18 protein-coding genes and 1 riboswitch are annotated in these 25,444 nt (G+C 66.4%); of the genes, 11 read left to right on the plus strand and 7 right to left on the minus strand.

Translation table 11 applies throughout. The features are described from left to right. Positions 1-25 precede the first annotated feature (25 nt). Together MB901379_RS01040 and MB901379_RS01045 are read left to right on the plus strand one after the other, a co-directional pair. Positions 26-871 (plus strand): rhomboid family intramembrane serine protease, encoded by an 846-nt coding sequence (locus MB901379_RS01040; RefSeq protein ID WP_174236960.1) that lies wholly within the window; start codon positions 26-28, stop codon positions 869-871. Between the two features lie 59 nt (positions 872-930). Then, positions 931-1,392, plus strand: coding sequence for an SRPBCC family protein (locus MB901379_RS01045; RefSeq protein WP_158014914.1), 462 nt, complete (start codon positions 931-933; stop codon positions 1,390-1,392). Here MB901379_RS01045 and MB901379_RS01050 read toward each other — a convergent pair. From MB901379_RS01050 to MB901379_RS01065, 4 genes are all read right to left on the minus strand, one after another. Continuing rightward, complete coding sequence (locus MB901379_RS01050; RefSeq protein ID WP_158014915.1) at positions 1,374-2,162, minus strand: SDR family NAD(P)-dependent oxidoreductase; 789 nt, start codon at positions 2,160-2,162, stop codon at positions 1,374-1,376. The genes MB901379_RS01045 and MB901379_RS01050 overlap by 19 nt on opposite strands. 1 nt (position 2,163) lies before the next feature. After that, the gene (locus MB901379_RS01055; RefSeq protein WP_158014916.1) at positions 2,164-3,774 is read right to left on the minus strand and encodes an AMP-binding protein; all 1,611 of its coding nucleotides are present in this window, start codon (positions 3,772-3,774) and stop codon (positions 2,164-2,166) included. Between the two features lie 102 nt (positions 3,775-3,876). Next, entirely contained in the window at positions 3,877-4,617 is a 741-nt protein-coding gene (locus MB901379_RS01060) for a GntR family transcriptional regulator (protein ID WP_158014917.1), read from the minus strand. A gap of 13 nt (positions 4,618-4,630) precedes the next feature. Continuing rightward, positions 4,631-6,172, minus strand: a complete 1,542-nt coding sequence (locus MB901379_RS01065) for a Vgb family protein (RefSeq protein ID WP_408632345.1) — start codon at positions 6,170-6,172, stop codon at positions 4,631-4,633. Between the two features lie 253 nt (positions 6,173-6,425). Here MB901379_RS01065 and MB901379_RS01070 point away from each other — a divergent pair, with 253 nt between their 5' ends. The 7 genes from MB901379_RS01070 (at position 6,426) to MB901379_RS01100 (ending at position 16,086) form a co-directional block, all read left to right on the plus strand. Continuing rightward, complete coding sequence (locus MB901379_RS01070; protein ID WP_158014918.1) at positions 6,426-7,289, plus strand: SDR family NAD(P)-dependent oxidoreductase; 864 nt, start codon at positions 6,426-6,428, stop codon at positions 7,287-7,289. A 35-nt stretch (positions 7,290-7,324) separates the two neighbouring features. After that, positions 7,325-8,695, plus strand: a complete 1,371-nt coding sequence (locus MB901379_RS01075; RefSeq protein WP_158014919.1) for an aromatic ring-hydroxylating oxygenase subunit alpha — start codon at positions 7,325-7,327, stop codon at positions 8,693-8,695. Next, on the plus strand, positions 8,692-9,870 hold the full coding sequence (locus MB901379_RS01080) for an LLM class flavin-dependent oxidoreductase (protein ID WP_158014920.1): 1,179 nt from the start codon (positions 8,692-8,694) through the stop codon (positions 9,868-9,870). The genes MB901379_RS01075 and MB901379_RS01080 overlap by 4 nt, the downstream gene beginning before the upstream one ends. 5 nt (positions 9,871-9,875) lie before the next feature. Beyond that, on the plus strand, positions 9,876-11,729 hold the full coding sequence (locus MB901379_RS01085; RefSeq protein WP_158014921.1) for a flavin-containing monooxygenase: 1,854 nt from the start codon (positions 9,876-9,878) through the stop codon (positions 11,727-11,729). A gap of 3 nt (positions 11,730-11,732) precedes the next feature. Further along, entirely contained in the window at positions 11,733-12,668 is a 936-nt protein-coding gene (locus MB901379_RS01090; RefSeq protein WP_158014922.1) for an SDR family NAD(P)-dependent oxidoreductase, read from the plus strand. Further along, positions 12,661-13,839, plus strand: a complete 1,179-nt coding sequence (locus MB901379_RS01095; protein WP_158014923.1) for a CaiB/BaiF CoA transferase family protein — start codon at positions 12,661-12,663, stop codon at positions 13,837-13,839. The genes MB901379_RS01090 and MB901379_RS01095 overlap by 8 nt, the downstream gene beginning before the upstream one ends. A gap of 234 nt (positions 13,840-14,073) precedes the next feature. Then, entirely contained in the window at positions 14,074-16,086 is a 2,013-nt protein-coding gene (locus MB901379_RS01100; protein ID WP_158014924.1) for an acyltransferase family protein, read from the plus strand. 3 nt (positions 16,087-16,089) lie between these two features. Here the strand turns inward: MB901379_RS01100 and MB901379_RS01105 are convergent, their stop codons facing one another. Beyond that, positions 16,090-16,755 carry an O-methyltransferase gene (locus MB901379_RS01105; RefSeq protein WP_158014925.1) on the minus strand — a complete coding sequence of 222 codons (666 nt, stop codon included), beginning with the start codon at positions 16,753-16,755 and terminating at the stop codon, positions 16,090-16,092. A gap of 94 nt (positions 16,756-16,849) precedes the next feature. Next, complete coding sequence (locus MB901379_RS01110) at positions 16,850-21,250, minus strand: PE family protein (protein WP_158014926.1); 4,401 nt, start codon at positions 21,248-21,250, stop codon at positions 16,850-16,852. 660 nt (positions 21,251-21,910) lie between these two features. Next, positions 21,911-22,083, plus strand: a riboswitch (M-box (ykoK) riboswitch). Between the two features lie 290 nt (positions 22,084-22,373). Between MB901379_RS01110 and MB901379_RS01115 the strand changes: the two genes are divergently transcribed. Together MB901379_RS01115 and MB901379_RS01120 are read left to right on the plus strand one after the other, a co-directional pair. After that, complete coding sequence (locus MB901379_RS01115; RefSeq protein ID WP_158014927.1) at positions 22,374-22,565, plus strand: hypothetical protein; 192 nt, start codon at positions 22,374-22,376, stop codon at positions 22,563-22,565. A gap of 122 nt (positions 22,566-22,687) precedes the next feature. After that, positions 22,688-24,466 carry an NRAMP family divalent metal transporter gene (locus MB901379_RS01120; RefSeq protein ID WP_408632346.1) on the plus strand — a complete coding sequence of 593 codons (1,779 nt, stop codon included), beginning with the start codon at positions 22,688-22,690 and terminating at the stop codon, positions 24,464-24,466. Between the two features lie 201 nt (positions 24,467-24,667). Here MB901379_RS01120 and MB901379_RS01125 read toward each other — a convergent pair whose 3' ends face one another. Further along, positions 24,668-25,423 carry a L,D-transpeptidase gene (locus MB901379_RS01125; protein ID WP_158014929.1) on the minus strand — a complete coding sequence of 252 codons (756 nt, stop codon included), beginning with the start codon at positions 25,421-25,423 and terminating at the stop codon, positions 24,668-24,670. Positions 25,424-25,444 lie beyond the last annotated feature (21 nt).

Below are 25,444 nucleotides of genomic sequence, written 5' to 3' on the forward strand. Positions count from 1 at the left end.
CGGCGGCACAGGCAACAATGGTGCGATGACTGAGCCCAGCGCACCGGAGTCGCCCGCCTGCTATCGGCATCCCGGGCGCCTGACCTACGTGCGGTGCACTCGCTGCGATCGGTATATCTGCGGGGACTGCATGCGTGCGGGCCCGGTCGGTCATCAATGTGTCGAATGTGTGCGAGCCGGTGCTCGGACGGTCCGACAGCCCCGCACGCAATTCGGCGGGCGGCAGCGGTCGAGCACCCCGGCGGTCACCAATGCGCTCATCGCGGTGAACGTGCTGGCTTTCCTGCTGCAGCTGACAACCAGAGGCCTGGCGAGCCAGCTCACCCTGTGGCCGCCGGCGGTTGCCGATGGCCAGCTGTACCGGTTGGTCACATCCGCGTTCATGCACTACGGCGTCTTGCACCTGCTGTTGAACATGTGGGCGCTGTACATCGTGGGCCCGCCGCTGGAGATGTGGCTGGGCCGGCTGCGGTTCGGTGCGCTGTATGCGCTGAGCGCGCTGGGTGGTTCGGTGCTGGTCTATTTGATCGCGCCTCTTAATACGGCAACGGCCGGGGCGTCGGGGGCCATATTCGGTCTTTTCGGTGCCACGTTCGTGGTGGCACGGCGGCTCAATCTCGACGTGCGTTGGGTCGTCGCCCTGATCGTGATCAACCTGGTGTTCACGGTGGTCGCCCCGACGATCAGCTGGCAGGGCCACATCGGCGGGTTGGTGACAGGCGCCCTGGTCGCCGGGGCCTACGTCTACTCGCCCAAGCAACGGCGGAACCCGATTCAAGCTACGGTCACGGTCACCGTCTTATGCGTGTTCTGCGTGCTGATTTGGTGGCGCACGAGCGATCTACTCGCGTTGTTCGGCGGGCATCTGTGAGATCAAGCGAGGCCGATGTGCGTCGGCGGTGAGTTCGCCGCCGGGTTAGGTTGGCGGGCATGAGCTGGTGGATCGCGCACGCCGAGCGCACGCTGACCGAAGACGTGCCCGCGCCTCCGGGCCGGGTCCGCGATTTCTATGTGGACCTGGACAACATCAAGCTGGTGCACCCGCTCATCGAGGCGGTACAGGTACTGTCCGTCGGGGAAACCCCGGACGGCTCCTGGCGCACCGCTCGGGTGAAAGATCGAATTCCGCTGGGGCCGTTTACCCTACCGGCAACCTACCGAGCGCGGCTGTATGTCCCCGCGGAGGGTGACGTGACCACCGAGGCCGATCAATCCCCCGGGGTGCGGCTCCGCGGAACGGTATCCTTCGCGCCGATCGCCGGCGGCACCAGGGTGACCGAGCGTATCCGCATCGCCGCGCCACGGCCAGTGGCCGCGCTCACCATCCGCGAGGCCGTCCAAGCGCACGTCGCGATGCTGGCCGGAATCCGGCGTCACTTCGAATCGGGTTGAGCGGCCTTCCACTCCGATGTCAACGCGAAATCGGACAGGTATCTCGTGGAGCTCCAACCGCCATCGACGACGATGGTCTGGCCATTGATGAATGCGCCGCCCGGCGAACACAAGAACGCCACGGTGCTCGCGACGTCCTCGACCGTGCCCAACCGCTGATGCGGGGTCATCTCGGCGTTGATCCGCCGGAACCGCTCATCGGCAAACCGATGCTCGGTCATTGCCGTCTGAATGACCCCGGGAGCCACCGCGTTGCAGCGGACGCCCTGCGCACCGTATTGGCAGGCAAGGTGCGTGGTCAGCGCGGTGAGTCCGCCCTTGGCGGCCGAGTAGGCGCCGCCCCGAAGCCCGCCCACCACGGCAAACGTCGAGGTGATGTTGATGATCGCCGAACCGGGCCGCAGGTGCGGCAACACTTCCCGGGTCAGGCGAAACGGCGCCCGCAACATCAAACTCAACACGTGGTCCAGCGATTCGTCGTCGGTCTCGTGCAGCGGCTTGGGGCTACCGATGCCGGCGCTGTTGATCAGAAAATCGATCCGGCCCCAGCGTTCGACGGCGGTGTCCACGATCCGCATGGGCGCGTCGTCTTTGGTGAGATCGAGGGCTTGGGTGGCCACCCGATCGGGGTCATCGATCAGCCGTGCCAGCTCGGCAAGTCTGTGTGCGTTGCGTCCCGTCGCCAATACCGCCATACCCATCTCGGCGAGCTTTGTCGTGCAACCGAACCCGATTCCGCCGGTCGCCCCGGTGATGATCGCTACCTGCATGTCACCGCTCAACCTCCAAAAGCGCCGCCCTGATCTGGTGCTTCACAATCTTCCCCGCGTCGTTCTTGGGCAGCGCGTCCCAGAACACCACTTGCTCGGGGATTTTGAACCGCGCCAGTCCGGCCGCCCGCAGGAAGCTGCCCAAGCTGGCAAGGTCTGGCCCGGGTGCGGACGTAGGCACGACCACAGCGCACGCCCGCTCTCCCGTCGTGATGTCGGGCAGCCCAACGACAGCGATCTCGGCGATGCCGGGGTGGCCGGCCAAGAGGTCCTCGATCTCCTTGGGCGAGATGTTCTCCCCGTTGCGAACGATGACGTCTTTGACTCGCCCGGTGACCACCAGGTATTCACCGTCTACCCAGCGCGCCAGGTCGCCGGTACGAAAATAGCCGTCAGCGTCGAAGGCGGCGGCCTCATCTTCATGATGACGGTAGCCCACCAGCATTTGCGGCCCCCGCACCCGAATTTCTCCGCCGACCAGTTTCACCTCGGCCATGCCGACACGGCCGTCGGTGCCTGCGGCGTGGTCTGCCTTGTCCGGCGCCCCGATCGTGGTGACCGGAACTTCGGTCGATCCGTAGACGCGAGTGATGACCGCACCGTCGAAATACCTGGCCGCTCGGTGTATCAGCGGTGGCGACACGGATGCACCGCCACAGACGAACAGCTTGAGGTACGGCAAGCGGGTCTCGGCGCGCTGCGCGGCCGCCAGCAACTGTTCTAGAAACGGCGTTGCTCCGGCCATATGGGTGCATCGCTGGGTCTGCATGAGTTGCACCGCGCGGTCGGCGTCCCAACTGTCCATCAGCACGGCGGTTGTCCCCAGCAACAGCGGGCACTCGAATGCGTAGATGGAGCCGCCGATATGGGCGATCGGTGATGCAACCAGGAACACATCGCCCGGCTCGACCGGCCAGTGTTCGCGGATCTGACAGCTCAGGGCGTGGATGGAGTTGTGGCTGTGCAAAACACCTTTGGGCCGCCCGGTAGTCCCGGATGTGTAAAGCAGCATTCGTACGGCATCGGGATCTAGCGTGGGTAGTCGGTCGGGGGTCGAGCGATTGGCGAGCAGCGACTCGAACGGTATCAAGAACCCGCCAACTTCCGAATTTCCTCTAACCACAACGATATCCGGCGGTGACTCCATCAGGGCGACCAGCCGCGTCAACATTGTGGTGTAGTCATGGTGGCGGAAAACCGACGGGATAAAAATGACGCGGCTGTTCGCATCGTCGAGGATGAAACGCAGTTCATGCTCCCGTAGCGACGGTAGGACAGGATTGGCCACCATGCCTGCCAGGGTTGCGCCCAGATAGATCACCGCGGCTTCATGCCAGTTCGGCAGCATGAATGTCACCACGCTTCCGGCGGGCATGCGGGCCTGCAGAGCGTGCGCCAGCGCGGTTGCTTGCGCACAGAGACTTTGGCAATCCAGCCGGCGATCGGCGTCGACGAGCGCAGCGCGGTGCGGAGTTCGCTGGGCGGCCGCACGTAGCGAATCGACCAGCGTCTGGCGGACCCACCAGCCGCGCGCGTACGCGTCGGCGGCACGTTCCTCGTCCCAACGAACCCAGTGGCCGTTGATCAGCCTTCGGTCCCGACGCCACGACATCGCGCCGCCTATTGCCCACTACCCGGCGGGCGAAGAGGCCGATGAAATGCCCCGTGCCGAATACCGTTGGCGCCTATCGTTAGTCTCACCAGAAGGCTCAGCTTAACTACGTACTCGCCGCATCGTCATCGAGTGACGGAACCGGGACGCCGGATGGGTATTGAGGGTGACCTGGGCGACCTGCCCGTCGGAGGTGGTATAGGTGCGTTGCACCTGCAGTGCCGGCGTGCCGGGCTCGACGTCGAGGCCCTTGGCTACTGCCGGTGAGATGAGCACTGCGGCAATTTCCTGTTGAACCTCAACGATGCTGAGCCCGAATAGGTCCTCGATCAAGGGAAAGATGGGGCCGTCGTGTCGCTGGAGCAACCTTCCGACCGCCGCGAATGCACGGTTGATGTAGTACACGGTGCGACACAGGGCCGGCCCGGCGTCATCGGCCTGTCGAAAGCCGCGGACCGCTAGCCACTGTTCGCCGCTGGCCAGCCCGGTTTGGGCGGCCAACTCGTCGTCGATGGTGACCATGGTTATGGTTTTGATGGCGAATCGGGTGCCGGATGCAAAGGCCAGCAGGTCGTTGATCGACATGACGTGCTGGACGTAGGACTCCGACGATGGTCGTGGCACAACCAGCGTGCCGGTCCGTGGGCGCGAGGACACCAAGTTGTCTTCACGCAGGCGTCGTAATGCCTCTCGAATGGTATAGCGGCTGACTGCAAATCGCTCGCACAGTTGATGCTCGGTCGGCAATTGCGACCCCACCGGATAGACGCCGTCGACAATCTCTTTGCGCAGGGTGCGTGCGACTTGAAGATAGCGGTGATCGATCGCATTCGACTCGGACACAGGCTTTGGCCCTTCATGATTCCCGGTGCAGCGCCAACACGCTGCCGTCGGCGTCGGCAGACACATACAACGTGCCGTCCGGCCCGGCGGTGAGGCCGGCGAACGGTCCCTGCGGCCCGGAGAACGGCGGCATCCCGCGCAGCGGTTTGGGCACGACGCCGGGTGGTGTTCCGACCGGAAGGTCGCTGGCGATGGTGCATCGGGCGCCGCTGTCCAGGTCGATCGAGATCAGTTCCTTTGCGCCCGCGTCGACGACGTAGACCTGCCCGGCGAGCACAACAATGCCCTGGGGTCGCTGCAATCCATCCGCCACCGTACCGGTGCCGTCCAGCTTGACCAGCCGTCCGGCACCGGCCTCGGAAGCCAGGTAGGCCCCGTCCGGCGCGATCGCCACACCGACCGGATCGTTGAGGCCGGCCGCCAGAATCTCAACGCGGCCGTGGTCGATAGCCAGCACCCGTCCGGCGCCGAGTTCGGCCACCACTACGCTGTCGCTCGCCGCGCCCGACGAAGCCACCGCCACGCCGTACAGCTGGTCGAAACCCTGTGCCAGCACTTCACTTTCGCCGTATTCCGGTCGGTATCGGGCCACCTCCCCAGTGGAGGTGGTAACCACGAACTCGCCGGTGCCGACGGCGGCCAGACCGCGAAGGAAACCGGGATACCCGGCACTGAACAACATTCCGGCTGTACGTAGCGTGCCGTCGCCGAGCAGCGCGTACAGGAAGGTGCCGTCGGCGATATATAGGGTTCCGGCCGCATCGACCGTCAGATCCAGCGGCCAATTCAACCCGCCCGGCAGCAGGGTCCGGGTCTGGTTGTCGCCAAGGATCTCGGTGATCTGGCCGGTGAAATGGGACACGAACAACCGCTCGCCCAGAAAGGCGAGGTTGTCCAGGCCAGGGCTGAGGGTCGCGAGCACCTTTCGGTCCCCGGTGCGGGGATCGATTCGCAGCACCTGGCCGCTGTGCACCTGGGTCGTCACCAGGTAGCCCCGGGAATCGAACTTCACCGCGTCGGGAACGCCGAGATCGCCGGCCACGCATTCCGGGACACCGCCCTGGGGATCGATGCGCCAGATCTCGTTGGCGCCCATCACCGGGAAGTACAACAGGCCATCGGGTCCGACCTCCATGGCGTTGGGTGACGGTACGTTGTCCAGCAGCACCTGTGGCGGGCCACCGTTGAGATCGAGCTCCAGCAGGCGCCCGCCGTCGCGGCATTCACCGACAAACAGCCGATCCCGATGGACGGTGATCCCGTTCGCGGATGGCAAGTCATCTCGGAGCACCCGGGTGTGGCCGGCAGGGTTGCGTACGCTGACCCGGCCGTCCATCACCTCGGTCGCGTACAGGTTGCCGGCGGAGTCGAAGGCCACGTCGTCGGGCGCGGTGATCTCGCCACCCCTGGCGGTGATGGTCTCGAGAGTTCCGGACAACACGTTGAGCGCGCTGATCTGGCTGCCGGTCACCTGAGCGATGTAGACCCGGCCGTCCGGACCGGTGCGTAACCCGTTGGCGCCGAACAGCCTGCTGGGTGGGGTGAGCCGGGCCAAACTCCAGCCTTCGGCAACGTTGGGTGACCGCTTGGCGAGGTAGCGGCCCTGGGAACGGCCTGGGAAGCGGCCACTGGGTTGTGACAATCCGGTTCCGGCTAGCACTGCTCGGACGATAGCAATCGATCTGTGGTCCAGACAATAGCGTGCGGTTGTTACGCCTGCGCCCTTGACGCGCAGCCTATCGAAAGAGAATCATACTCTCCAATGAGTGCATGCCATTATTATGTCCGGACAATTATCTGATACCCGAATGAAACGGGATCTCCTGAGTCTGCATGGCCGCATCGTTGTGGTCGCCGGTGCGGCGGGCGGCGGTATCGGCACCGCCGTGACGCGCATGGTCGCTCGAGCGGGAGCGACGGTGGTCGCGGTGAGCCGTGGCACGGACAACCTCGGCCGGTACCTGGGCCCCTTGCTGGACGAGGGACTGTCGGTAGTGGCGGTGGCGGCCGACGTCGCCACCGCGGACGGCATCAACACCACGTTGGACGCGGTGCGGCGCACCGACGGCGAGTTGCATGGCTTGGTCAATGTCGTCGGCGGCGCCGATCCATCGACCTGGATGCCGTCGACTCGGGTGGCGCGCCACGACTGGCATGAGCTATTCACCCGAAACCTGGAGACGATGTTCTTCATGAGCCAGGCGGTGGCCGCGGAACTGAAGAGCCGCAACCGGCCCGGTTCCATTGTTTCGCTGTCGTCGATCAGTGGGATGAACACCGCGCCGTTCCATATCGCCTACGGAACGGCCAAGGCCGCCATTGTCGCGGCGACACGCACCATGGCCCTCGAACTTGCCTGTGACGAAACCGGAACCGCTATCCGGGTCAATGCGGTGGCACCCGGAGTGACCGAAACACCTGCGTCGCGCGCATACACCGACGTTGACCCCGAGCGCGATCGCCACGCCATCGCGATGGGACGTCGGGGTCGTTCCGAAGAGGTGGCGGGCGCCATCCTCTTCCTGCTATCCGACCTTTCGAGCTACATCACCGGGCAAACGCTGCTGGTCGACGGCGGTCTGAACCTCAAGTGGGGGCATCTAGATGCCGACAACATTTCATTGTTCCTGAAAGACGAGTCGTTCCGTGCGGCCGTAAAGCGCTGGGAATAGGGCACAGCGGCGAGAAAAGGCAAAGGGAGGAAGCGATGGACGCGCCCCACAATGGTCTTGAGTTGACCGAACCGGTCACCTTCGGGATCGACGCCTACATATCCGAGGAGTATGCGCGCGCCGAGCGGGACAAGCTGTGGCGCAGGGTATGGCAACAAGTGGGGCGCGTCGAAGACCTGCCCAAGGTGGGCAGCTACCTGACCTACGACATTCTCGACGACTCGATTGTGGTGGTGCGAACAGCGCACGACGAACTCAAAGCGCACCACAACGTGTGCATGCACCGCGGCCGCCGGTTGGTGGACGTCCCGCATGGAGCGAAAAATGCTTGTGGTCAAAAGAAGTCGTTTGTCTGCGGGTTCCACGGCTGGACCTACGACCGGCATGGCAACTGCATCCACATTCCGGAAAGCGCGGATTGGCAGGGCGCGCTGACGCAGGAGAACACCCATCTCGCGCCCGTACGGGTCGACACTTGGGGCGGTTGGATCTGGATCAACATGGATCCCGCCGCCGAGCCCCTGCGGGATTATCTTGAGCCCGCCGCCACCATGCTCGACCCGTTCCAGCTGCAGGACATGCGCTGCAAATGGCGAAAATGGCTGCACTTCCAATGCAACTGGAAGGTGGCGATGGAGGCCTTCAACGAGACCTACCATGTGGCGACCACCCATCCTCAGTTCAACAAGTTCGGGAACTTCCGCGGCTGGGCCGTCGCGCATGGCAAGCACAGCAACATCGGCTACGACGCCCCCGAGGACCTGGAGGAGACCAAGTCGAAGATCCGCCTCGGCACGGGCGCCGACCCTCGGGTGTCGACCGCGGAAATGCAGCTGTACACCCTGGAGGAAACCAACGCCACCACCACCAGGACGCTGGTGGATGCGGCGCTTCGACTCGTCGACGAGGTCCCCGAAGGCGCGCCCGCGGACCAGGTACTCGACCACTGGCTCGCCTCGGCACGACGGGACGATGCGGCCCGTGGCGTGATCTGGCCGACCATCGATCCCGAACACCTGGCCAGCAGCGGCACCGCCTGGCAGATTTTTCCAAACTTCCAGATAGGGCAGGGGGTGACCACCGCCTTGTGCTACAGCGCACGCCCGCACGGCTACCACCCGGACGAATGCATCTTCGAAGCCGCATGCTACGAGCTGTATCCGAAAGGCGAAGAGCCACAAACCGAGTGGGTGTACGCGGCACCGAATGACCCGGGCTGGCGCACGGTGTTGCCGCAGGACTTCGCCAACATGGCCGCGGTCCAGCAGGGCATGAAGTCCCTGGGCTTTTCTGGGCCCAAGCCCAATCCCTACATGGAACGCAGCACGGCAAATCTGCACCGAAATCTCGCGGCCTACCTGGGCGCCGATGCGCCGCGCAAACTTGCACAGGAGTTTGATCGATGAAAGTCAATCTTGGTTTTGGATCGCACAACTCCCACGACTGGGACCGCGTGCTGGCCGGTGCCTTCGGCGAGCGGCCCGCGACCCCGGACTCCGAGTGCGTGCAGGCCACGCTCGCGATTGCCGATCTGGCCGAACCGCTGGGGTTCGACGGCATTTGGATGCCCGAGCATTGCGGGACCCCGTATGGCATGACGCCCAACCCAATTCAGGCGCTGAGCTACTTCGCTGGACGTACCGACCGCGTTAGCCTCGGCACCTTTGTCGTTGTCGCGCCGTGGTGGCACCCGGTCCGCCTGGCACATCAGATTGCCTACCTCGACATCCTTTCCCGTGGCCGATATTCGACGATCGGGATCGGACGTGGGGTATCGAAGGGCGAGTTCGCGGCCGTCGGGATCCCGCGAGAGGAAAGCAGGCAGCGTTTCAACGAGACCCTCGACATCCTGCAGCTGGCACTCAGTGGCGAAAGGTTCTCCTACCGAGGAGAGATCTTCACCGTGCCGGAAATGTCGCTGCGCCCCGAACCGCAAAGCCGTGACCTGTTTTCCCGGATCTACAGTTCGTCGTCCACCGCCGAGTCGCTCGAAATTCTCGCTCGGCGCGGGATGGTACCGCTCTTCGTAGGTAACAAGCCGATCGCAGACGCTGGTCGGGAAGTGCAGCAGGTCAACATATTCCGACAGGAAGAGGGCCTGGCGCCGTGCCAGCCCAAGAATGTGATGTTCATGTACTGCACCGCCAACGCCGAAGCGGCCGCCAAGTCCGAAGAATGGATCTGGACGGCCAACCGGGACGTCACGGTGCACTATGGGTTCGCCGATGCATCGAACTTCAAGGGCGTCCAGGGTTACGAGGCCTACGCCGCGCGGGAGGCCAGCGCGACTGCGGTGCTGGCATCGTCGGTGACCGGTGACAACAAGGGCGCCACCAGGACGCCCGGCTACCATGCGTCCAACCTGCTGATCGGGACCCCGGAGGAGATCTTCAATCGGGTGCGCGCGGCTCAGCAAGCATGCTCGTTTAGCGAGTTGACCGTGGTCCCGCAGTTCGGCACCATGCCGTACGAGGAGGCGATGGCCAGCACGCGGCTGTTCGCCGAAGAGGTGCTGCCGGCGGTGCATCGGATGGACGCACCGTTGCACCCCGCGGCGCTGCCGGAGAATGCGCTGGCGTGACTGCAATGACAGACCCTGATTGCCCACCGACGTCGACCCCCGATGATATCGACGTCTCCGCACTACGGGAGAGATACCGCCGGGAGCGCGAAAAGCGGTTACGTCCAGAAGGGTCCAAGCAATACATCGAACTCGTGGATGACTTTGCCGGGTTTTACGAAACCGATCCGCACTCGCCGCCGCTGGTCCGTGACCCGATCTCGGCAGATATCGATGTCTTGGTGCTGGGCGGGGGCTTTGGCGGGCTGCTGTCCGGTGCCTACCTGAAGAAGGCCGGTGTCGACGACGTCCGAATCATCGAGTTGGGCGGGGATTTCGGTGGAGTCTGGTATTGGAACCGCTTTCCGGGACTGCAATGTGACAATGAATCCTATTGCTACATACCGCTTCTAGAAGAGTTGAACTACGTCCCGAGTAAGAAGTATGCCGACGGGGCGGAGATCTACGAGCACTGCCGGCGTATCGGAAAGCATTATGGCCTCTACGACTCCGCGATCTTTTCCACCCAGGTCCGAACGTTGCGGTGGGACGAGCCAATCAAGCGCTGGCGGGTTGGCACCGACCGGGCCGATGACCTTCGGGCGCGCTTCGTTGTCATGGCCTCGGGCCCCTTCCACCGACCGAAGCTACCCGGTATTCCGGGGATCAGGGACTTCCAGGGCCACAGCTTTCACAGCTCGCGCTGGGACTACGAATATACCGGCGGGGATAGCACCGGCGGTCTGGACAAGCTCGGCGACAAGCGCGTCGCGGTAGTGGGCACCGGCGCGACCGCCGTCCAGATCGTGCCGTACCTGGGCGAGTATGCCAAGCATCTCTACGTGTTCCAGCGCACACCGTCGTCGGTGGGCCCGCGCAACAACGCATCCACCGACCCCGAGTGGGTGAAAACACTGCGGCCGGGCTGGCAGCAGGAGCGGCAACGCAATTTCCACTCCTGGACGATGGAGGGTATGGCCCCGGGACAGCCGGACTACGTCTGCGATTTTTGGACCGAACTCGGCCGCAACACCGCCGCGCGGGTGCTGGCGCTCCCGGACCCGGCTTCGATGACTCCCGACCAGTTTGCGGTCATCCGGGAGGAAGAGGACTTCAAAGTCATGGAGCGGCTGCGGCGCCGCATCGACAGCATCGTGGCGGACTCTGCCACCGCCGAGGCGCTCAAGCCCTACTACCAATTCTTGTGTAAACGGCCATGCACCAACGACGACTACCTACCGACCTTCAACCGGCCCAATGTCACCCTGGTCGACGTGTCTGGAACCAAAGGCGTGCAGCGAGCCACCGCAAAGGGTTTGGTGGCCAACGGTGTTGAGTACGAAGTGGACTGCATCATTTACGCCAGCGGCTTCGAAATCAGTACCGAAGTCAGCCGCCGGTACTCGATCGACACCATCGAAGGCCGGGACGGCCGGTCGCTCTTCGACCATTGGCGCCACGGTTACCGCACATTTCACGGATTCACCAGCCATGGTTTTCCCAACCAGTTCTTCACCGGTTTCACTCAGGTCGGGATCTCTGCGAATATTGCTGCCAACTACGAGCTGCAGGGCGAGCATATCGCTTACATCATCGCCGAGGCGCTGGCCCGGGGAGCGACAATGGTGGAACCCACCCAAGAGGCCCAAGACGATTGGTGCCAGACCATCCGAGACACCGCGATCGACAACAGTCAGTTCGACTTGCAATGTACGCCTGGTTACTACAACAACGAAGGCGGTGGCGCGGGGCCGGCGGCGGGAGAGGGCATTCGCTCGCACCTCGGCGAACCCTATGGGCCGGGCTACTACGCGTTCGGTGACCTGTTGGCGCAGTGGCGAAACAAGGGCGATCTAGCTGGCCTCATGCTGGGATCGTGATTGATGGCCGAACTCAGATTCGATGATCGCGTCGCGGTGATAACCGGTGCCGGACGCGGGCTGGGGCGCGCCTACGCGCTGCTGCTGGCCGCGCGCGGCGCCAAGGTCGTCGTCAACGATACCGGCGGCAACCTGGCCGGCGACGGTGTCGACGCCGGGCCCGCGGATCGGGTGGTTGCCGAGATCAGGACCGCGGGTGGCGAGGCCGTCGCATCCGGAGAGTCGGTGGCCACGGCCGCCGGGGGGCAAGCGATTGTGCGGTCGGCGCTGGAGCATTACGGGCGCATCGATGTGCTCATCCATAATGCCGGCAATGTGCGACGTGGCTCGCTGAAGCAGATGAGCTATCAGGACTTCGACTCGGTCATCGACGTCCACCTGCGAGGCGCATTCCACCTGGTTCGCCCCGCGTTTCCGGTCATGTGCCGGGCGCGCTACGGCCGTATCGTGTTGGCCTCGTCGATCGGTGGTCTCTACGGCAATCGTGGGATTGCGAACTACGCTGCTGCCAAGGCCGGGCTGATCGGCCTATCGAATGTCGTGGCGCTCGAAGGGGCGGCGGAAGGAGTGCAGTGCAACGTGATCATTCCCTCGGCCGTAACCAGAATGGCCGATGGCCTGGATACATCCGCCTACCCGCCGATGGGAACCGACGTGGTAGCACCGGTGGTGGGCTGGTTGGCGCACGAATCGTGTTCGGTCACCGGCGAGATGTTGGTGGCCATTGCCGGGCGGGTCGGCAGAGCGATTGTCGCCGAAGCCCCCGGGATGCATCGTCGGTCGTGGACGATCGAGGATGTTGGCGCACAGCTGGACGGCATCAGCGATGTCGGCTCTCCGGTGGTGTTCCCGGTGGTGCCTGATGGTCATGCCGACCACGTCCGCTACAGCTTCGACATGGCCGCACCGTCCAGCCGCGACGGCGTGGGCCATGCCTAGCGATGGGGCCGGGCCGCTGGCGGGTGTGCGCGTGGTGGATCTCACCGCAATGGTGATGGGCCCGTACTGCACCCAGATCATGGCGGACATGGGTGCCGACGTGATCAAGATCGAACCGCCGCGCGGCGATGACACCCGGTATGTCTCCGTCGGGCCGGCCCCCGGCATGAGCGGGGTGTTCGTCAACGTCAACCGGGGCAAGCGGGCCGTCAGCATCGACCTGCGTTCGGCGCCGGGAAAGACTGCGCTGCGCGCGCTCATCGAACAAGCCGACGTCTTCATCCATTCGATGCGGTCCAAAGCGATTGCCCGGCTGGGCTTTAGCTACGGCGACGTTGCTGCCATCAATCCGACGATCGTCTACACGAACTGCTACGGGTACGGCCGCCGGGGTCCGAACCGGGATCTACCGGCTTACGACGACACCATTCAGGCGGCCTGTGGGCTGCCGTTCGTGCAGGAACAGCTGACCGGCGAGGCCAATTACGTGGGAACGATACTGGCGGACAAGGTGGCCGGCCTGACCGCGCTCTACGCCACGATGATGGCGCTGTTTCACCGCGAGCGCAGTGGTGAAGGGCAAGAAGTGGAAATCGGCATGTTTGAAACGATGGCAGCCTTCATGCTGGTGGAGCATGCCAACGGCGCCATGTTTGATCCGCCGCTGGGTCCGGCGGTCTATCCGCGTACGGTTGCCCCCAACCGGCGGCCATACCGCACCAGTGACGGCTACGTATCCGCGCTGATCTACAACGACAAGCATTGGGCGGCATTTGTCAATGCCGTGCGACCACCTTGGGCCAGTGATGTGTACGCCACGCTCGCGGGGCGTGCTCAGCGGATCGACACCGTGTATGCGTTGGTGGCCGAAACGATTGCACAACGCACCACCGCGGAATGGCTGGAGCTGTTTGGTGAGCTGGAAATACCTGCGTCGGCACTGTCCAGCCCCGCCGCATTGTTCGACGACAGCCACCTGAACGCCGCGGGTTTCTTTGAGACCGTGGCTACCCCGCAGGGGCCGGTGCGATTCCCAGGCGTGCCGACCTGGTTTTCCCGAACGCCGGGCAGAGTCGCCGGTCCCGCGCCGGCGCTGGGCGCACATACCGAAGAGGTGCTGGAAGAACTTGGACTGACCTCGGCCGAGGCTGAACCCGCCGGTCCGAAATAGTCCAGCAGCGACCGAAAGCATTGGCCTAGCCAGTCTGGCCTCGCGTGTCTGCGCGGATTGCGCAACCGCCGCATCTAAGCTTGCGGGGGTCAAGAGGAGGGGCAGCGACGTATTGGCAGCAACTACGGCGCCGGGCGACATGGTGGTCAGGGCGCGTTAACAGCGAGCGCTGAGCCGGGCGGGCGGCACCCCGCGCGGGCGCGTTCTGCGCCGCGGCGCCGGTGGGTGGCCCCGGTGCGCAGGGTGGGACGGCTGGCCGTCTGGGATCGGCCGGAGCGGCGTAGCGGCATTCCGGCGTTGGATGGACTTCGTGCGATAGCGGTCGCGCTTGTTCTTGCCGGACATGGCGGTATCCCCGGCATGTCCGGCGGATTCATCGGCGTCGACGTCTTTTTCGTTCTCAGCGGGTTCCTGATCACCTCGTTGCTACTCGATGAGCTCGGCCGCACCGGTCGCATCGACCTGGCCGGCTTCTGGGTACGCCGCGCGCGCCGCCTGCTGCCGGCCCTGGTGTTGATGGTGCTGGCCGTGGCTGCTGCCCGCGAGCTGTTGCCTTACCAGGCGCTTACCGGCTTGCGCAATGATGCGATCGCCGCCTTCGCGTGGCTGGCCAACTGGCGGTTTGTGGCGCAAAAGACCGACTACTTCACCCAGGGCGCTCCACCCTCACCGCTGCAGCACACCTGGTCGCTGGGCGTGGAGGAGCAGTACTACATCGTCTGGCCACTCCTGTTGATCGCGGTGACGTTGTTGTTGGCGGCCCGGGCCAGACGCTACTTCGCCAAGACCACCGTGGGCCACGTTCGGTTCGCCGCGTTCGTCATCGCCACCCTGGGGGCGCTGGCTTCTGCCGCGGCGGCCATCGTGTTCACCTCTGACGCGACGCGCGACCGCATCTATTTCGGTACCGATACTCGCGCGCAAGCGCTGCTCATCGGTGCCGCGGCAGCGGCTCTGCTGGTTCGGGATTGGCCGTCGCTAAACCGCGGCTGGTGCCTCGTTCGAACTCGGTGGGGACGCCGAATCGCTCGCACGTTGCCAGTGATCGGTGTGGCCGGCTTGGCGGTGTTGACCCATTTTGCCACCGGAAGCGTCGGTGAATTCCGGCGCGGTTTGCTGCTCGCGGTGGCGATTGCCGCCGTCTTTGTGGTGGCCCCGGTCGCCATCGAGCAGCGTGGGGCGGTGGCGCGCCTGCTGGCTTGCCGGCCGTTGGTGTGGTTGGGCACCATCTCCTACGGCGTCTATCTGTGGCATTGGCCGATCTTCCTGGTGCTCAACGGAGAACGCACCGGATGGACCGGCCTGAGACTGTTCGGCGTGCGGTGCGCGGCCACCATCGTGGTGGCCACCGCATCATGGTGGTTGATAGAACAACCAATCCGGCGTTGGCGTCCGGCCCGGGTACCGCTGTTGCCGCTGGCGGCGGCCACCGTCGCCACCGCGGCTGCGGCGACGATGCTGGTGGTGCCGGTCGGCATCGGACCCGGTCTTCGCGAGGTCGGTCTGCCGCCCGGGGTTTCCGCCGTTGCGGCGATCTCGCCATCACCGCCGGGACCCAGCCAGGTCGGACCTGCCGTTGGGCCGCGAGATCCGAACCGGCCCTTCACCGTTTCGGTGTTTGGCGATTCGATCGGCTGGACCATGATGCATTACCTGCCGCCCACGCCCGGATTCAGATTCATCGACCACACCGTCATCGGATGCAGCCTGGTCCGCGGCACGCCGTATCGGTATGCCGGCAAGACTTTGGAGCAGCGATCGGAATGCGACACCTGGCCTACCAGATGGTCCACCCAGATCAGCCAGGACCAACCGGACACCGCGCTGCTGATCATCGGCCGCTGGGAGACCGTGGACCGGGTCAACGAGGGAAAGTGGACGCACATCGGCGACCCAACCTTCGACGGATATCTCAACTTCGAACTCCAGCGAGCGCTCAATATCGTGGGCTCCAGCGGTGTTCGGGTGATGGTAGCCACGGTGCCCTACAGTCGGGCAGGTGAGAAGCCGGATGGTCGCTTGTTTCCGGAGGATCAGCCGGACCGGGTGAACCAATGGAATGCCATGCTACGCAGGACCGTTAGTGAGCATCCCAACGTCGGAATCATCGATCTGAACAAGAAGCTGTGTCCGGACGGCGTCTATACCGCCAAGGTCGACGGCATCCAAGTTCGCAGCGACGGCGTCCATCTCACTCCGGAAGGGGTGAAGTGGTTAATACCGTGGCTAGAGGAGTCATTGCGCTAGCCGCTAAACGACGGTGCGGCAACTGATTTCCATGCTGTCGGTTTGTCTTGCCGGGAAGTTGAAGCTGACGTAGCCATGGTCCGGGTTGCGCACGTAGTCGAGATACGGTTGGGTACCCGACGCTTCGGCGTTGTCGGCGATGATCAACGCACCGGGGGACAGCGCGGGTTCAAGTAGCTCCATCACCGGCAGATACAGCTCTTTCCAGCCGTCGAGCAGAACAAAATTGACCGGCTGGTCCAGGGTTGCCAGCGTCGAAAGAGCATCTCCGTGAAGAATGGTGATCAGATGGTTCAGCCCGGTCTCGGCGAACGTCTGCGTGGCGGCGGCAATCTTGCTGGTGCTGAGTTCGGTGGTGAACACTTGACCACTCCCGTTGTCCCGCAATGCCGCAGCCAGATGGATGGTGGAAATGCCGAACGACATTCCAAATTCCACGATGATCGTTGGACGCGCCGCACGCACCAGCGCATACAGCAGCCGGCCGGCCTCCGGCGTCACCGGCAGGTAGAAGGTGCTGAGCGCATCGGCGCGTTCTTCTGCGCTTGCCGACGCCAACCGAGTGAACTCCGCCCCCATCTCGCGCAGCAACTGGCGCTGATTTGCGGCATTGGCGAACATCCGGTCCAGGGCTGTTGCGATCTTGGGATCCTGTAGCGCGTTGGCCATACCACCGAGGTTAGGCCCAGGCACTCGCGGAGCGCCGCCGGGAAGTCGATGAGCCAGCGTTGACTGCCCACCCGCCCGCGGCGCTCACGCACCGTTAGCCGGGGTTACCGCCTTTACCGCCCTGACCACCGGCGCCGCCGTTGCCGCCGGGACCCTGGGAGTTGCCCGGGCCGCCGTTGATCCCCAGGTCGCCGATCTCGCCGGATTTCGGTAGTCCTGGCCCGTCGAGGCGACCGGAACCCCCCCAGCCGCCGTCGCCGCCATTACCACCATTGAAACCGCCGACACCGAAGGGAGGCGCCTGGCCAGCAGCGCCGTCGCCGCCGTCGCCGCCGTCGCCCCCGTCGCCACCGGCACCGACATAGCCGCGCCCGCCGTCGCCGCCGCGCCCGCCGTCCCCGCCGACCCCCCCGCCGCTACCGCCGGCCCCGCCATCACCGCCGGTCCCGCCGGTGACGCCGTCCCCGCCGTTGCCGCCGCTACCGCCGTCGCCGGCGGTGACGCCGGAGCCGAAGCCGCTGCCCCCGCCGGCCCCGCCGTTGCCGCCGGCCCCCCCGGCCGCTGCGGCGCCGGCCTTGCCCGAGGCCGCCGCCAGGCCGGGCAGGCCGAGGGCGCTCTTGCCAGCGGTTCCGCCGGCCCCGCCGGCTCCGCCCCGTAGGGCCGTACCCCCGTTGCCGCCGTCACCGCCATCGCCGCCCTCAGGATTTGGCAAGGTGCCCGCCGCACCGTTCGCCCCGTTCCCGCCGTTGCCGGGAGTGCCGCCGTTGCCGCCGTCGCCACCGATCCCGCCGGCGCCCGCGCTACCGTTCTGACCCGAGGCCGCCCACGCTTTGCCGGCGGCCCCGCCGTTACCACCGGCCCCGCCGTTGCCGCCGGCCCCGCCGTTGCCGCCGGCCCCGCCGCTAATGCCGTTGCCCAGGGAATCGGTGCCGGTGCCGTTGAAGCCGTCGCCGCCGTCGCCGCCGCCGCCGCCCTTGGCGCCGGCCCCGCCGTTGCCGCCGTTGCCGCCGTTGCCGGCCAGCAGTCCGCCGTTCCCACCGCTACCGCCGGCCCCGCCGCTACCGCCTTCGCCGCCAGACGCGCCAAACTCGAACGCGCTCACTTCGGAGGCACCCGCACCGCCTGCTGCGCCGTTGCCGCCGTTGCCGCCGTTTCCGCCGTTGCCGACCGCCCCGCCGTGGCCGCCGTCACCGCCGGCGCCGCCGTCACCGCCGGGCTCGCCATTACCGGTGCTGCTGTCGGCTCCGGGAGCGCCACTGCCGCCGTTGCCGCCGTTGCCGCCGTTGCCGCCGCTGGTGGGGTTAGCAGCACCTTTGCCGCTGGTACCTGGTTCACCGCCGTTCCCGCCGTCGCCGCCGGCCTTCCCGGTGCTCGCGGCGGCGTCAGAGCCACGGCCGCCGTCTCCACCGATCCCGCCGACGCCGCCGTCCCCGCCGTCTCCGCCGTCCCCGCCGTCTCCGCCGTCTCCCCCGGACCCGTCGCTGGCGACGGTCCCGTTGCCGCCGTTGCCGCCGTTGCCGCCGTTGCCGTAGCGTCCGCCGTTGCCGCCGTTCCCGCCGTCGCCGCCGGCCTTTCCGGTATCACCGGTGCCGCCGTTGCCGCCGTTGCCGCCGTTGCCGCCGCTGGTGGGGCTGGCTCCCGCCGCACCCGAATCACCCGGAGTCGAGCCGTCCCCCCCGGCGCCACCGTCCGCGCCGAGGCCGGGGTCACCGCCATCGCCGCCCCGGCCGCCGGCCGTGCCGGAGCCTGGGGCGGCACTGCCGCCACCGCCTCCGTTGCCGGCCGTGCCGCCACTTCCACCGGCGCCGCCGTCACCGCCGACTCCGGTGCTGTAGCTGGCCGCTTGGGCCGCGCCACCGGCCCCACCCGCTCCGCCGTTCCCGCCGTCCCCGCCGTTCCCGCCATCCCCACCGCCACCGACCGCGCTGACACTGCCGCCGGGACCCGTGGCCCCGTTCGCGCCGTTCCCGCCATCACCACCGTCACCGCCGGCGCCCCCGGAGCCACCGCTGCCGGCTATGGCGCCACCCATGCCGCCGGCGCCGCCGGCCCCGCCAGCGCCACCCGAATCCCCGCTGCCACCAGAACCGCCGGCGAAGACAGGCACCTTCCCTGCTGCGCCCTGCCCGCCGCCGCCGCCGTCACCGCCGGCCCCGCCGTTGCCGTAAGACCCGCCGTTGCCGCCGTTCCCGCCGTCGCCCCCGGCTTTGCCGGAACCGCCGCTGCCGCCGTCACCGCCGGCCCCGCCGTTGCCGCCGCTGGTGGAGCTGAGCCCATCCGCACCGTGGGCACCGGTGCTGGAACCGGCGCCGGCGGCCCCTCCGGCGCCGCCCGCCCCGGGGTCACCGCCATGTCCACCAGCGCCGCCGGCCTGCCCTGAGTTCTCGGCCGCGTCTGCGCCGTTGCCGCCGTCGCCGGCGGCACCACCGTCACCGCCGGACCCGCCGCTGCCGCCGGCGCCACGGATACCGTCGCTGTACCCGCTCGCCCGCGCGCTGCCGCCGAACCCGCCATCGCCGCCGGCCCCGCCGGCACCGCCGGAACCACCGTTACCGCCGTCCAGACCGGACTTGCCCGCGCCTAACGCGGCACCATTGACGCCGGTGGCGCCATTCCCGCCGTCCCCGCCGTTGGCTCCGTTGCCGCCGGCCCCACCGGCCCCGCCGTTACCGGCCACGGTTCCGCCAGCTCCGCCGGCACCACCCTCGCCTCCGGCGCCGCCGTCAGCGCCATCGGTACCCGTCACGGCCGCCGAGGTACCGTCATCACCGCTGGCCCCGGCCATGCCATTGCCGCCGCTACCGCCGTCCCCGCCGTCACCGACCCTGCCGCCATCCCCACCCGCCCCGCCGTTCCCGCCGGAACCGCCCGGCGCGGTGGCCGCGGCGCCGTGACCGCCCGCTCCGCCGTCACCGCCGGTGCCGGGCCCGTTGGCGTCGCCGGCGCCACCGGCCGCACCGTCGTGGGCGCGCGCCCCGCCCGCGGCGCCGCCCTGGCCCCCGGCCCCACCGGCGCCCGGGTCACCACCCCGACCGCCGGCGCCACCGGCGCCACCGCTAAGACCGCTGCCACCATCTCCGCCGACCGCACCGTCACCGGGCGCCCCGCCCAGCCCGCCGGTGCCGCCGGCGCCACCGCTGCCGGCTCGTCCGGCATGACCCAACAGGCCACCGGTTCCGCCGGCGCCGCCGGCACCGCCGTGCCCACCGGCGCCGCCCACTCCGCCGTCGCCGCCGTCGCCGCCCATACCGCCAGTACCGCCGGTCGCCGCGGCATTGACCGCACCGCCAGCGCCGCCGCCACCGTTGCCCCCGGCCGCGCCGTGTCCGCCGATGCCGCCGGCACCGCCCACACCGCCGGCGCCGCCATTGCCGACGAGCCAGCCGCCGTGCCCGCCGCGGCCGCCGAGGCCCCCGGCGCCGCCGATACCGCCATCCGATCCGGTGCCGCCCTGACCGCCGTCGCTGCCAGGAAGGTCGCCCACCTCGCCGGGATCACCGACCAACGCACCGGCGGAGCCGGCCGCACCGGCTCCGCCGGCCCCGCCAGCGCCGCCGTTGCCAAACATCCCGGCGTCACCGCCGATTCCACCGGTCCCGCCATCCGTCCCGCCCACCCCGCCGGCGCCGCCGTTGCCGAACAATCTCGCGTTGCCGCCGATTCCACCGGTGCCGCCTTGGGCCCCGCCCGCGCCACCGGCACCGCCGTTGCCGAACAGCCCCGTATCACCACCGGCCCCACCAACGCTCATGGTGCCGCCCGCCCCGCCGGCACCGCCGTTGCCCCACAGCCAGCCGCCGTGGCCCCCAGCCCCGCCGGCCGACCCATCGGCGCCGACACCGCCCACACCGCCGCTCCCGACCAGCCCGGCCTGACCACCCACACCGCCGACACCGCCGGCGCCGGCCGCGCCGCCGACACCTCCGCGGCCGACCAGCCACCCGCCGGCGCCGCCAGCACCACCAACGGCACCCGTACCGCCCGCACCGCCGGCCCCGCCCAGACCCCACAACCCTGCGGCCCCGCCCGCGCCGCCCGCCTGGCCTGCGGCCCCGGATCCACCGGCACCCCCGTTGCCGATCAACAACCCCGCGGCCCCGCCCGCGGCACCCGTTCCGGCCGACCCGTCGGCACCATTACCGACCAGCGGGCGTCCCAGCATCGGCACGGTGGAGTTGTTGAGCCCGTCCAGCAAACTCTGCAGCGAGCCCAACCCGGCAGCCTCGGTGGCCCCATACCGGGTCCCCGCCGAGGCCAGCATCTGCGCGAACTGGTCCTGAAATCGCGTCAGCTGACTGCTGATCGCCTGATATTCCCGACCGAACGTGCCGAACAACGCCGCGATCGCGACCGACACCTCATCCTCGGCGGCGGCCACCATCCCCGTCGTCGATACCGCCGTGGCCGAATTGGCCGCACTGATCGACGTCGTAATACGCGCCACATCTGAGGCCGCCACCGTCAACAACTCGGGGGTCACACTGACAAACGACATTCCGCACCATCCAGATAACCCGTTTATGGAAAGCCTTAGCCCCCGGTCGATGAGGCTATATCCGCAGGTCAAAGAGTTATAGGCATCGTGAAAAGTTGAAAGTCGGTTTCGTATCACCAGGCTTGTCGCTGTCTCACGAAAACGACTCGACCTGTGCTGACAATGGCCTGGGAAACAATTTTCGTCTCACGCTGAGAATAAGATTTTGCCGCTCCGCGATCAGACGGCTTGCGGTGAACACTCCTGGCCGACGCACCGCGGTGCTCGGCAATACCGCCCGACATCGGCTGCCTTGATCACCGACGCGCGGCCGGGCGGCCGACGCAGGCTATCTGAGCGACCAACCACACCAGCGCGGCCCCGCGCAGAAAACCGGGCCCCGGGTTGACGCACGGGAAACGGCAGCAAATGCGGACCCGCGGCCGACGTGAGGTCGTTTCACCCCCGACCGAAGCGACCCCGAACCCGGGGTGTCGGTGGGGCAGTGTCTGCTCCATGTCTGCTCCATGTCTGCTCCGGGCGGCTCGGGTGGTTGGCCGCCGGATTCGGCAACTGATGGGTAGGTGCGCTTGTCGATAGCCGGTGAATGCCGCCCCGGGTGATGCGATCGCTGCTCCGGCGTTTGACGAGTGGGCGATCTTGATGCGAGCATGGACTCTGCAAGCACCTCGGTAGGTGAGGCGTCTGCATGGACACAGGCCACTGACCCCGAACGTCGAGAGACGCCCCGGGTCAGGACAGCTCTTCCCGGCCTAAGGGTTGAGCCCAAGTGGCTTCCGAAGAAGTTCCGGATACGCCGTGCAGTGCCGAAGCTCCAACGAGAGGGGTGCGTTCGGCGGCTCGCTGCCGCGCGTTCGTGCCTCCTTCGTGCAGGTGATGTAGTGACACCCCCGTGTGTCCTGGCCGTGAGGAGGTGAGGGCGAGATGAGTCCGGGCGACAGTCCCTATCCGAAATCCGTTTTGTCCCGATCCTGTTCCGGCATTTTTGCCGCTGTCTAAGTTTCCGGGTCTTCGCTGGATCCGTGCGCGATTTGTCTTGCGCACCAATCCGTATGCGCGGCCGGGTCAGCTTCGGCGCCTCCAAAATGGCGGAAGTCGATCGGGCTTCCAGCAGGAGAAAATCATGACTTTTATCGCTGCACAGCGCATTTCCCGTATCGCCGGGGCCGGAGGTCGCTCGATGTTGGGTGCCGGCCACCGGGTGTCAAACAGGTTGCGTGCATCGCGCTACCCGACGCCGCAAGAGCGCGCGAACCACTACGTGTCTCGGATGCCGATTGCGGTGGTTACCGCCTCACTGGGCGGTCATCCGTAGCGGGCACTGGCAAGCATCGCTAGATATCTCTTGAGCCGCGGCGACCTCGGCGGCAGGTACCGATTCGGTGCCCGCCGCCGAGGGGCTTGATCGGTTCGTCCATCGTTCTGTTTGATTGCGAGATTTCGATGACTGCTTCAACGCGTGGCGACCTAAATGTCGGCGCTCTGGGTGAATCGTTGGTCGCCAACGAGCCCACTGGCAGGGCTGAGCAGCGGGTGCTGGATGTGGCGCATGCCGGCGACATCGTCGGTGCGTTCGGCCGTATCCAACAAGGCGACGACGGCACCCGCGGTGGACGTTGGCGTCGCCTAAGAACTTTGATGGTCATCAGCGGTCCCGGACTGATCGTAATGGTTGGCGACAACGACGCCGGTGGCGTCGCGACCTACGCGCAGGCGGGACAGAACTACGGGATGAGTCTGTTGTGGACGCTGGCGTTGCTGATTCCCGTGCTCTACGTGAATCAAGAAATGGTGTTACGGCTGGGCGCGGTGGTGCGGGTAGGGCACGCACGACTGATCTTTGAACGTTTCGGCAAGTTCTGGGGTGCCTTTAGCGTCGGCGATCTGCTGATACTCAATGCCTTGACGATCGTGACCGAATTTATCGGTGTATCAATGGCGCTCGGATTTCTGGGCTGCCCAAGATTCATCGCCATTCCAGCCGCGGCGGTGCTGTTGTTCGCGGTGGTCGCCGGCGGCTCATTCCGGCGCTGGGAACAGATGATGTTCTTGTTGATCGCGGTGAACGTGTTGATCATCCCGATGGCACTTTTGGTGCATCCGACCTTCAAGGGGACCGTCGGCGGTCTGGTTCCCCAGTTCCCGGGCGGTCTTGACTCCACCGTGCTGCTGCTTGTTGTCGCGATTGTCGGCACCACGATCGCGCCGTGGCAGCTGTTCTTCCAGCAGTCCAATGTGGTGGACAAGCGCATCACAACTCGCTGGATCCCCTACGCGCGAGCCGATCTGGTGCTCGGCATCATCGTGGTGATGGTCGGCGCGACTGCGCTGATGGGGGTCACCGCGTTCGGACTCTTCGGAAACCCTAACGTCGGATCCTTCACCGATGCCGGCGCGGCGGCGGCGGGTTTGGCCAACCACTTCGGCAACGCGGTGGGCGTGCTATTCGCGATCATCCTGCTCGACGCGTCGCTGATTGGGGCGAACGCGATCGGGCTGGCCACCACGTATGCTGTCGGCGACGCGATGGGCAGACGGCACTCACTGCACTGGAAGGTCGGCGAGGCCCCGTTGTTCTACGGAGGCTATGCGGCGCTGCTGGCGCTGTCGGCGGCAGTTGCGTTCAGTCCCGACCACATTCTGGGCTTGGTGACCCAGGGGGTGCAGGCGCTGGCCGGTATCCTGTTGCCGTCGGCAACCGTGTTCCTGGTTCTGCTATGCAACGACCGCGCGGTTCTTGGTCCCTGGGCAAACACGTTGCGGCAGAACATTATTGCCTGGACCACGGTGTGGTGCCTGGTCTTGCTGTCGCTGGCGTTGACGGTGACCACGTTCTTTCCGCAGTTGTCCACCGACGCGATCGAGGTTGGTCTGGTGTCCGGGGCTGTGATTGGCGTGATTGGTGGCTCCGTGGTGATCATTGCCGGCCGGCGACACCGCGACAGGCGCGAAGCGGAGGTTATTGCGCGGGAATTCGGCGGGGGCCTGGATCCCGCGGAGGTCGAAGAGATCGATGACACCTCGCTGCTGACCCGCGCCGAACGGCGCGCCGTTCGCGAGCAGGATCGGGCGAACTGGCGTACCCCCGATCTGGCTACGCTCGCCCGGCCGAGCATGTCGCCGGCGCGTCGTGCGGGCCTTTTCACCCTGCGTGGCTACCTTGCGCTTGCGGTGGTGTTGGTGGTGGTCAAGATCATCGAGGCCGGTATGGCTTGATCGGCAGCCGCGGCCGCGTTGGCCCTCGTCGGTGGTGCGCACCCGGGGGCAGGCAGCCCAGCGCTTCTCCGTAGGTCAGCTAAATAACTTATGCACCAAAAATTTTCGGCTAGTCGATCGAGCATCAACCGGCAATCAGAATCGAGTTACCTTGGTGTATCCAATGATTCGGGTACGGCACCGGACGGATCGCCGACGACGCTAGCCAATCACCTCGATGGGATCGCCAACATTGACGGTGTTGAAGTACCATGCCGCGTTGTCCGGGCTCAGGTTGATGCAACCGTGGCTGACGTTGGCGTAGCCCTGCGAATTCACCGACCACGGTGCGGAATGGACGTACACGCCACTCCAGGTGACTCGAACCGCGTACGAGGCGGTGATTAGATACCCATCCGAAGAATTGAGCGGAATGCCGATGGTGCGTGAGTCCATGACGACGGTGCGTTCCTTCGACAACGCGGTGAAGCTACCAATGGGCGTAGGACGGCTGGGCTTTCCCATCGACGCCGGCATCTCACGAAGCACCTCGCCGTTTCTGCTGACAGTGAAGGTGTGTGCGGAGATGCTGGCAACACCGAGTAGCTCGTCGCCGGTTTCGAAGCCGGTGGTCAGTTCCTGCACGCCGACCGAGACGCGGGAATGCGCAGGCCAGTACCTAGCCGGAACCCACTGCACAACATTGGTGTCGACCCACTCGAAATGTCCCGCCATGTTGGTCGGGGAGAGGATGTGAATGGTTCGCTCGGCGGCGCGACGATCCATCACCGGTGCGGTGAAACTGACCACCACCGGATGCGCCACACCTACCACAGCCCCGTCGGCCGGCAACACTGAAGCAACGCCAGGAATCGGCTCTGGAACCGGTAAGGCGGCCGACGCGGGGTTGCCCGAACCCGCAGCGGTCAGGACGATAATCGCCACTATAACGAATAGATAACGAAACGTCCCACGCATGGCGCCCACCCTTCGAGACGT

The sequence above is a fragment of the Mycobacterium basiliense genome, assembly GCF_900292015.1.
Classification (GTDB): Bacteria; Actinomycetota; Actinomycetes; order Mycobacteriales; family Mycobacteriaceae; genus Mycobacterium; species Mycobacterium basiliense.